10 protein-coding genes are annotated in these 6,495 nt (G+C 70.6%); 5 read left to right on the top strand and 5 right to left on the bottom strand.

The features are described 5' to 3' along the window. Both KBX53_RS18090 and KBX53_RS18085 read left to right on the top strand, forming a co-directional pair. On the top strand, positions 1–385 hold a 385-nt coding region (locus KBX53_RS18090; protein ID WP_210860515.1), incomplete at its 5' end, for a TetR-like C-terminal domain-containing protein. Between the two features lie 97 nt (positions 386–482). Further along, entirely contained in the window at positions 483–1,193 is a 711-nt protein-coding gene (locus tag KBX53_RS18085; protein ID WP_030328703.1) for an HAD family hydrolase, read from the top strand. A 250-nt stretch (positions 1,194–1,443) separates the two neighbouring features. On the opposite strand, the gene KBX53_RS18080 is transcribed toward KBX53_RS18085, so the two are convergent. Next, on the bottom strand, positions 1,444–1,605 hold the full coding sequence (locus tag KBX53_RS18080; protein WP_156057313.1) for a hypothetical protein: 162 nt from the start codon (positions 1,603–1,605) through the stop codon (positions 1,444–1,446). On the opposite strand from KBX53_RS18080, the gene KBX53_RS18075 reads away from it, so the two are divergent. Beyond that, positions 1,604–2,389, top strand: a complete 786-nt coding sequence (locus KBX53_RS18075) for a L,D-transpeptidase (RefSeq protein WP_167337271.1) — start codon at positions 1,604–1,606, stop codon at positions 2,387–2,389. The two genes, KBX53_RS18080 and KBX53_RS18075, sit on opposite strands and share 2 nt — an antisense overlap. A 14-nt stretch (positions 2,390–2,403) precedes the next feature. On the opposite strand, the gene KBX53_RS18070 is transcribed toward KBX53_RS18075, so the two are convergent. The 4 genes from KBX53_RS18070 to KBX53_RS18055 form a co-directional block, all read right to left on the bottom strand. Further along, positions 2,404–2,679: a hypothetical protein gene (locus tag KBX53_RS18070; protein ID WP_030328699.1), complete on the bottom strand. Its 276-nt coding sequence runs from the start codon at positions 2,677–2,679 to the stop codon at positions 2,404–2,406. Positions 2,680–2,726: 47 nt separating this feature from the next. Beyond that, positions 2,727–3,158 (bottom strand): hypothetical protein, encoded by a 432-nt coding sequence (locus KBX53_RS18065; RefSeq protein WP_030328697.1) that lies wholly within the window; start codon positions 3,156–3,158, stop codon positions 2,727–2,729. A 185-nt stretch (positions 3,159–3,343) separates the two neighbouring features. Next, on the bottom strand, positions 3,344–4,048 hold the full coding sequence (locus KBX53_RS18060) for a VOC family protein (protein ID WP_210860514.1): 705 nt from the start codon (positions 4,046–4,048) through the stop codon (positions 3,344–3,346). 118 nt (positions 4,049–4,166) lie between these two features. Next, on the bottom strand, positions 4,167–4,349 hold the full coding sequence (locus tag KBX53_RS18055; protein ID WP_210860512.1) for a DUF397 domain-containing protein: 183 nt from the start codon (positions 4,347–4,349) through the stop codon (positions 4,167–4,169). A gap of 366 nt (positions 4,350–4,715) precedes the next feature. Between KBX53_RS18055 and KBX53_RS18050 the strand changes: the two genes are divergently transcribed. Continuing rightward, entirely contained in the window at positions 4,716–6,002 is a 1,287-nt protein-coding gene (locus KBX53_RS18050) for an ABC transporter substrate-binding protein (protein WP_210860509.1), read from the top strand. A 55-nt stretch (positions 6,003–6,057) separates the two neighbouring features. After that, positions 6,058–6,495 (top strand): carbohydrate ABC transporter permease (locus KBX53_RS18045; RefSeq protein WP_210860507.1); only part of this gene is annotated, 438 nt, incomplete at its 3' end.

Here is a 6,495-nt window from a genome sequence, read left to right as displayed (position 1 = left end):
GTGTGCCTTCGCCGATCTGGCCGCCGATCTGGCCGAGGCGCACGCGGAGAGCGTCGGCAGCCCCGAGGGGGTCTGGCCGGCCGTTGCTACCGCGTACCTCGACTTCGCGTACACGAATCCTGAGGTCTATGACGCGATGCTCGCGCTGACCCCCGACCTGGCCCTCGGCGCGGATGGTGTGCCGGCCGCGCCACGGGCGGTCTTCGCGGAGCTGCGGGCGGCCCTGACCCCGCTGGCCGAGGGGCGGGACCCGGACACCCTCGCCGAGGTGGGTTGGAGCCTGTTGCACGGCGTGGTGATGCTCACCCGTGGTGGCCGGCTCCGACCCGAGGGGCAGGAGGACCGCGAGGCGTTGATCGCCCAACGGTTGCTGCGGTGGCCGTGACCACGCTCGCCGGGCGGAAAACCATGGGCTCTGCCGGGTGTCGGCCGCCTACCCTGTCCCTCGGCCTGCCGGGCGGTGGGCGCGGGGAGGGGATGGCATGACGGTCGGTGCGGGGGCACGGCGGGACGCGCAGGTGCTGATCTTCGACGCGGACGACACGTTGTGGGAGAACAACGTGGTCTTCGAGCGGGTGATCGACGACTTCCTGGGCTGGCTGGACCATCCCACCCTGGACCGGGCCGAGCTGCGGGCCGTCCTCGACGACATCGAACGGGCCAACGCGGTGGCGCACGGGTACGGCAGCAAGGTCTTCCTGCGCAGTCTGGCCGAGTGTCTGGAGCGGCTGCGCGAGCGACCGGCCACCGAAAGCGAACGCCAGGAGATCGACCGGTTGGCGGTGGCCCTCGTCGAGCACCAGGTGGAGCTGATGCCCGGGGTGGCCGACGCGCTCGACGACCTGGCCGGCCGGCACGAGCTGTTGCTGCTGACCAAGGGTGACCAGGAGGAGCAGCAACGCAAGCTGGACGCCTGCGGCCTGCTGCACCACTTCGGGGCCGCGCACATCGTCGCCGAGAAGAACGTCGACACGTATCGGTGGCTCACTCGGGAGCACGGCTTCGCGCCGGCCGGCGCGTGGATGATCGGCAACTCCCCGAAGTCCGACATCCTGCCGGCGCGGGCGGCCGGGTTGAACGCGGTGTTCATCCCGAACGCGAACACGTGGGTGCTGGAGGACGACGAGCTGGACCCGACCGACGACGGGGTGCTGCGGCTCGCCGCGTTCCGTGACCTGCTGCGGCACTTCTGACCGTCCGGGAATCCCAACAGCGTCCGCGATCATGGTCGTGTTACGCCGACCTGCCCGATTTTCACAGTGGGATAAGTCCTGCCCCCGGTCGTCCGACGCGGCTTGTCCGGCCGGTCGGAGCCCACCTAACCTGGTCCGGCGCTCACGGCCTTTCGGGGTGTGCCGGGGCGCGTCGGCGTTCGGCGGGTGAGCACCGTGGAGCTGAGTGCGGAGTGGGCCGGCTCACCCCGTTGTGGCGCGCGGCGTCGTGTCACGCCCGCGCGGCGGGTGCCGGAGCTGTCCGCTCCCCTGTCGGACGGCCGGGGGTCAGGGCCGGGTAGTTGCGGACCCGGTCCTGACCGCCCGCGAATTCGTCGACAGTGGCGCGTGGGGGCGGGCCGCCGGTCCGTTCGACTGTCAGGATGGCGGGCATGAAGCGCAGATCTTTCCTCCTCGGTGTGGCGGCAGGTCTGGCCGCCCCGACCGTGCTCGCCCCGGCCGCGCCCGCGATCGGTGCGGGCGGGCCGCTGCGGCCGGGCTGGGGCACGGACCCGACGCAGCGACAGTGGCCGGGGCGGCAGCGCCAGAACCGGGCCAGCGCGCTGACCACGCTGCCGACGGAGACGAAGCAGGTGATCATCGTCGGCGCGAGCAGCTACACCACCACCTACGCCACAGTGGAGACGTTCGTGCGGGCCCGCATCGGTTGGCAGCCGGTCTCGGCGCCGTTGCCCGCCCGGATCGGCTCGAAGGGCTTCAGCGACAACCACGTGGAGGGGGTGCCGACCACGCCGACCGGCGTCTACTCGATCGGTCAGACCATGTACGGCATCGCCGCCAACCCGGGCGTGCGATACCCCTACCACCGGTTGGTCAGCGGCGACTGGTGGAACGAGAACCCGTCGTCGTCGCTCTACAACACCTTCCAGCACAGTGCGACCAACCCGGGCGGGGCCAGCGAGGCACTGTGGCAGGAGGTTCCCGCGTACACGCACTTCGCGGTGATCACCTACAACATGGCGCCGAACGTGCCGAAGCCGGTGCCGAACAAGGGCAGCGGGATCTTCCTGCACCAGTTCAGCACCAGCGCCGGCAACGCCACTGCTGGTTGCGTCTCGCTCGCGCACGGGCACCTGGTCGCCGTGCTCAACTGGCTGAACCCGGCGCTGTCACCGCGCATCGTGCTCAGCCCGTACGCCCAGCTCGGCCGGTACTGACCGGCGCTGAGGGCTCAGTCGGCCTCGCGCCGGACGATCGCCACCGCCACCCGGCAGAACTCGTCCATGTCCGGGTTGAACCCGGCGGCGATGTCGGGGTGCAACCCGGAGCGGGTCTCCTCCAGCAGTCGCTGGCAGACCTGTTCCACCGGTTCGCCCGCGTAGTCGGCGCGGACCCGGTCGGTGGCCGCCTGAAGCGCCGAGGTGAGCTGCTCTTCCAGCGGGCCGCGCAGCTTCTGCTGCACAGGGTCGAGCCCGCGGGGGTCGAGCGTGACATGTGGCTCCGACATCGGTGCTCCCTTCGTCGGCGTCCGCGGTACCCCACCGCGAACGCCGGTCAAACCCCGTTCGGTACGGCGGCGACCCGCACCTGGTATGAGAAGTCCTCCGCCGGCTCCTCGTGGTACGACAACCGGCGGATCTGCCGGTCGTCGTCGTAGAGGGCGACGTCCACCAGGACGCCGAGGTGGGTGAGGCCGATGCTCGACACCCGCTTCTTGTCCTGCAACACCGCGCAGACGCCGCCGAGCAGGGTGCTGGCGTCGGACGTACGGTGCCCGGGCGGGCAGCGCAACACCAGGTCCACCTCGATCGGCCCGGGCAACGGCGTCCAGCCGGTGCGCTGGGCCGCGCCGAGGGCGGCCTGGAGCAGGGTGCGGACCCTCGTCGCCTGCCGATGCCCGGCGGCGAAGATGGACAACGCTTCGGTCTTGACCGGTGGCAGGCCGCTCACCTCGAATGTCAGGGCGAGAGCGCGGGTGTCCTGCACGACGGCACCTCCTCGTTGGGACGATCCTGCCGAACCGGGGGAGCGGCGGTGGGACGTTCCCGCGATTACCAACCGATCGGGCAGGCGTGGGTCGGCCGGAGGCGTGTCGACGGCGGCGGCGAACGCGCCGGCTGCGGCGCTAGGAAAACGCTAGCCGACGACGCCCGCGCCCGGTAGTCGGTCGTTCACCCGGTGCGCTCTGGTGCGAAGGCGCAGAACTCGTTGCCCTCCGGGTCGGCCAGCACCCACCACCAGTGCGCCTCGTCGAGCGGCTCCCGCAGCAGCGTCGCGCCCGCCGCGATCAGCGCCGTCGGCTCCGGGTCGGCCAACTCGACGTCCCAGTGCATGCGGTTCTTGACCGTCTTGGGCTCGCTCACCCCGTCGAAGACAAAGCGCTCCCAGGGCAGGCCCGCGGCCCCGAGCACCGCCGCTTCGGTCGGCCCGTACTCGACGGTGCCGCCGAGCACGCCGGCCCACCACATCGCCTGGGCGGCCGGGTCGAGCGCGTCCACCACCAGCTGGAACGGGCCCGGGTGGCTGTCGGCGTCGGCCGCGAGGGCACAGAACTCGTTGCCGTCGGGGTCGGCCAGCACCCACCGGCCGGCGTCGTCGTCCGGCTCGCGCACCAGCCGGGCGTCCTCCGCGAGCAGCGCCGCCGGGTCCGCGTCGGCCAACCGCAGATCCAGGTGTACGCGGGTCCGGCCGACCCGGGGCTCGGGCACCCTGTTCACCCAGATCGACTCGGCGTCCGAGCGCGCGGAGCGCGGGTCCACCCGGGTGTCGCCGTCACCGGCGTCAGCCACGTCACCGTCGAGCATCCGGGCCCAGAAGGCGCCGAGCGCCAGCGCGTCGTTGGCGTCCAGACAGAGATCCTTGAAACGGGCCAGCATGGTTCCAGCATGCCTGGTCCGGGCGCGACTGCCGGCGGTCGCGAGACCTTTCAGAGTAGATCTTGGACAGTTTCCGTTCTGCCCGGACGGAAACTGTCCAAGATCTCCGAGTTCGCGTTCAGTGCTGCCTGGCGTAGGCGACGAACGCCTTCCAGGCTGCCGGGTCGACGTGCAGAGTGCCGCCGTCGCGGTCCTTGGTGTCGCGCACCAGCACCACGTTCGGCAGATTGTCGGCGACTTCGACGCAGGCTCCACCGTTGCCGCCGGACCGGGTCGACTTGCGCCATTGGGGGGTCAACATGCCCATGACTTCGCCACTTCCTTGATCAGCTCGGTTGACTGCCGGCGGGGGAGCGCCTCGTTCCGCACGGGAGCGCTGTCCCCGCGCGTGATCGACTCGGCTTTCAGAAAAGCGGGGCTTCCCTGGTGCGGTGATGGCCCGACTTTCAGGAAGTCGAGTTGATCACGCACCTGGCGGCGGCGCAGGCAGAGGCGGCCGGGCTCTCGCTCTGACAGCCAGGTTTCGCGGCTTCACAGCTGGGGCAGAGTAGCCGCTACAGAGCCTCCGCGCCGGCGTTTCCGCAGCTTGCCGGCTCGGAGTCGGCTCGCCGTGCGCCGGGGCACGGATGCCCTTCCCCGGTCTTTCGCCGAGGAGAGGGGGAGGGCGATGACGGACCCCGACACGGCTCGACACCGACGCCGGCCGGTTGTTCGGCTGGGCGCGGCGGCTGCCGCGCTGGCACTCGTCGCGCCGCTGGCCGCGTGCGGCGCCGACGACGCGGGTGGCCCACCGACGATCAACCTGTACTACCCGCCCGAGCAGAACCTGCAGAAGGTCGTCGACGACTGCAACGCGCAGGCCCAGGGGCGGTACGAGATCGCCTACCGGGTGCTGCCCCGGCAGGCCGACGACCAGCGGGTGCAGATGGTGCGCCGGCTCGCCGCCGAGGACAGCGGGATGGACCTGCTCGGGCTGGACGTCACCTGGACCCAGGAGTTCGCCAGCGCCGACTGGATCCGCGAGTGGACCGGCCAGGACAAGGCCGAGGTCGAGCAGGGCACCCTCGCCGGACCGCTGGCCACCGCCCGGTACGAGGACAAGCTGTACGCGGCACCGAAGAACACCAACGTCCAGCTGCTCTGGTACCGCAAGGACCTGGTGCCGCAGCCGCCGACCACCTGGGACCAGATGATCAGCGCCGCCCAGCAGCTCAAGGAGCAGGGCAAGCCGTACCAGGTGCTCACCATGGGCGCCCAGTACGAGGGCCTGGTCGTCCTCTACAACACCCTCGCCGAGAGCGCCGGCGGGAAGATCCTCAACGACGACGGTACGAAGGCCGTGATGGACCAGGGCACCGTGCGGGCGTTGGAGCAGCTGAAGAAGTTCGCCACGTCGGGCGTGACGTCGCCGTCGTTCAGCAACGCCACCGAGGACCCCGTTCGGCTGGAGTTCCAGTCCGGCGCCGGCGCGTTCCAGGTGAACTGGCCGTTCGTCTACCCGGCCCTCCAGGAGGCGAACCCGGAGCTGGCCAAGCAGGTCGGCTGGGCGCGGATCCCGGGCATCGACGACGGCACCCCCAGCAAGGTCACCATCGGCGGGGTCAACCTGGCGGTCAGCTCCTACTCCAAGCACCCCGAACAGTCCTTCGAGGCGGCCCGGTGCATCCGCAGCGCCGAGCACCAGAAGTTCTCCGCCATCAACGACGGCGTACCGCCCACCATCGAGGCGGTCTTCGACGACCCGGAGATGACCGAGGCGTACCCGATGAAGGACACCATCCTGGAGGAGCTGAAGGAGCCGGCGACGCGTCCGCTGACCCCCGCCTACCAGAGCATCTCCACGGTGATGTCGGCGATCCTGTCGCCGCCGTCCGGGATCAGCCCGCAGCAGACCGCCGACGAGCTGCGCGACGCCATCGCCGACGCCCTCCAGTCGAAGGGGGTCCTGCCGTGAGCGCTCGGAGTGAGCCGGTTTTGCGAGCCCCGCAGTCGCGAGAAGAGGTGACGCCGTGAGCATCAACGCCACGCCCACCGGCGCCGATGTCGCCGCCGACGAGACCAGTGGCGCCACCGGCCGGCGCGCCACAGTGCCCGCCCAACGTGGCGGCCGTCGCAAGCCCCCACTGAGCGAGAACAAGAAAGCCGAACGCCGGCTCGGCCTGCTGCTCTGCGCGCCCGCCGCGCTGGTCATGATCGCGGTGACCGCGTACCCGATCATCTACTCGGTCTGGCTGTCGTTGCAGCGCTTCGACCTGCGCTTCCCCGATCAGCGTGAGTTCATCGGGTTGGAGAACTACGTCACGGTGCTCACCAACGAGTTCTGGTGGACCGCGTTCGGGGTGACCATGCTGATCACGGTGGTCACCGTGGCCGTCGAGCTGGTGCTCGGCATGGGCCTGGCGATCATCATGCACCGCACCCTGATCGGGCGCGGCCTGGTCCGGACC

Origin of the sequence: Micromonospora sp. M51 (assembly GCF_018070305.1) — a bacterium.
Classification (GTDB): Bacteria; Actinomycetota; Actinomycetes; order Mycobacteriales; family Micromonosporaceae; genus Micromonospora; species Micromonospora parva.
The sequence above is the reverse complement of the archived record's forward strand: the minus strand, read 5'-3'. Positions and strand labels throughout refer to the sequence as shown.

Bases quoted from the DNA above. Each gene is read 5' to 3' on its own strand.
- KBX53_RS18085 (WP_030328703.1), top strand. From the start codon at position 483: ATGACGGTCGGTGCGGGGGCACGGCGGGACGCGCAGGTGCTGATCTTC.
- KBX53_RS18075 (WP_167337271.1), top strand. From the start codon at position 1,604: ATGAAGCGCAGATCTTTCCTCCTCGGTGTGGCGGCAGGTCTGGCCGCC.
- KBX53_RS18080 (WP_156057313.1), bottom strand. From the start codon at position 1,605: ATGCCCGCCATCCTGACAGTCGAACGGACCGGCGGCCCGCCCCCACGC.
- KBX53_RS18070 (WP_030328699.1), bottom strand. From the start codon at position 2,679: ATGTCGGAGCCACATGTCACGCTCGACCCCCGCGGGCTCGACCCTGTG.
- KBX53_RS18060 (WP_210860514.1), bottom strand. From the start codon at position 4,048: ATGCTGGCCCGTTTCAAGGATCTCTGTCTGGACGCCAACGACGCGCTG.
- KBX53_RS18055 (WP_210860512.1), bottom strand. From the start codon at position 4,349: ATGTTGACCCCCCAATGGCGCAAGTCGACCCGGTCCGGCGGCAACGGT.
- KBX53_RS18050 (WP_210860509.1), top strand. From the start codon at position 4,716: ATGACGGACCCCGACACGGCTCGACACCGACGCCGGCCGGTTGTTCGG.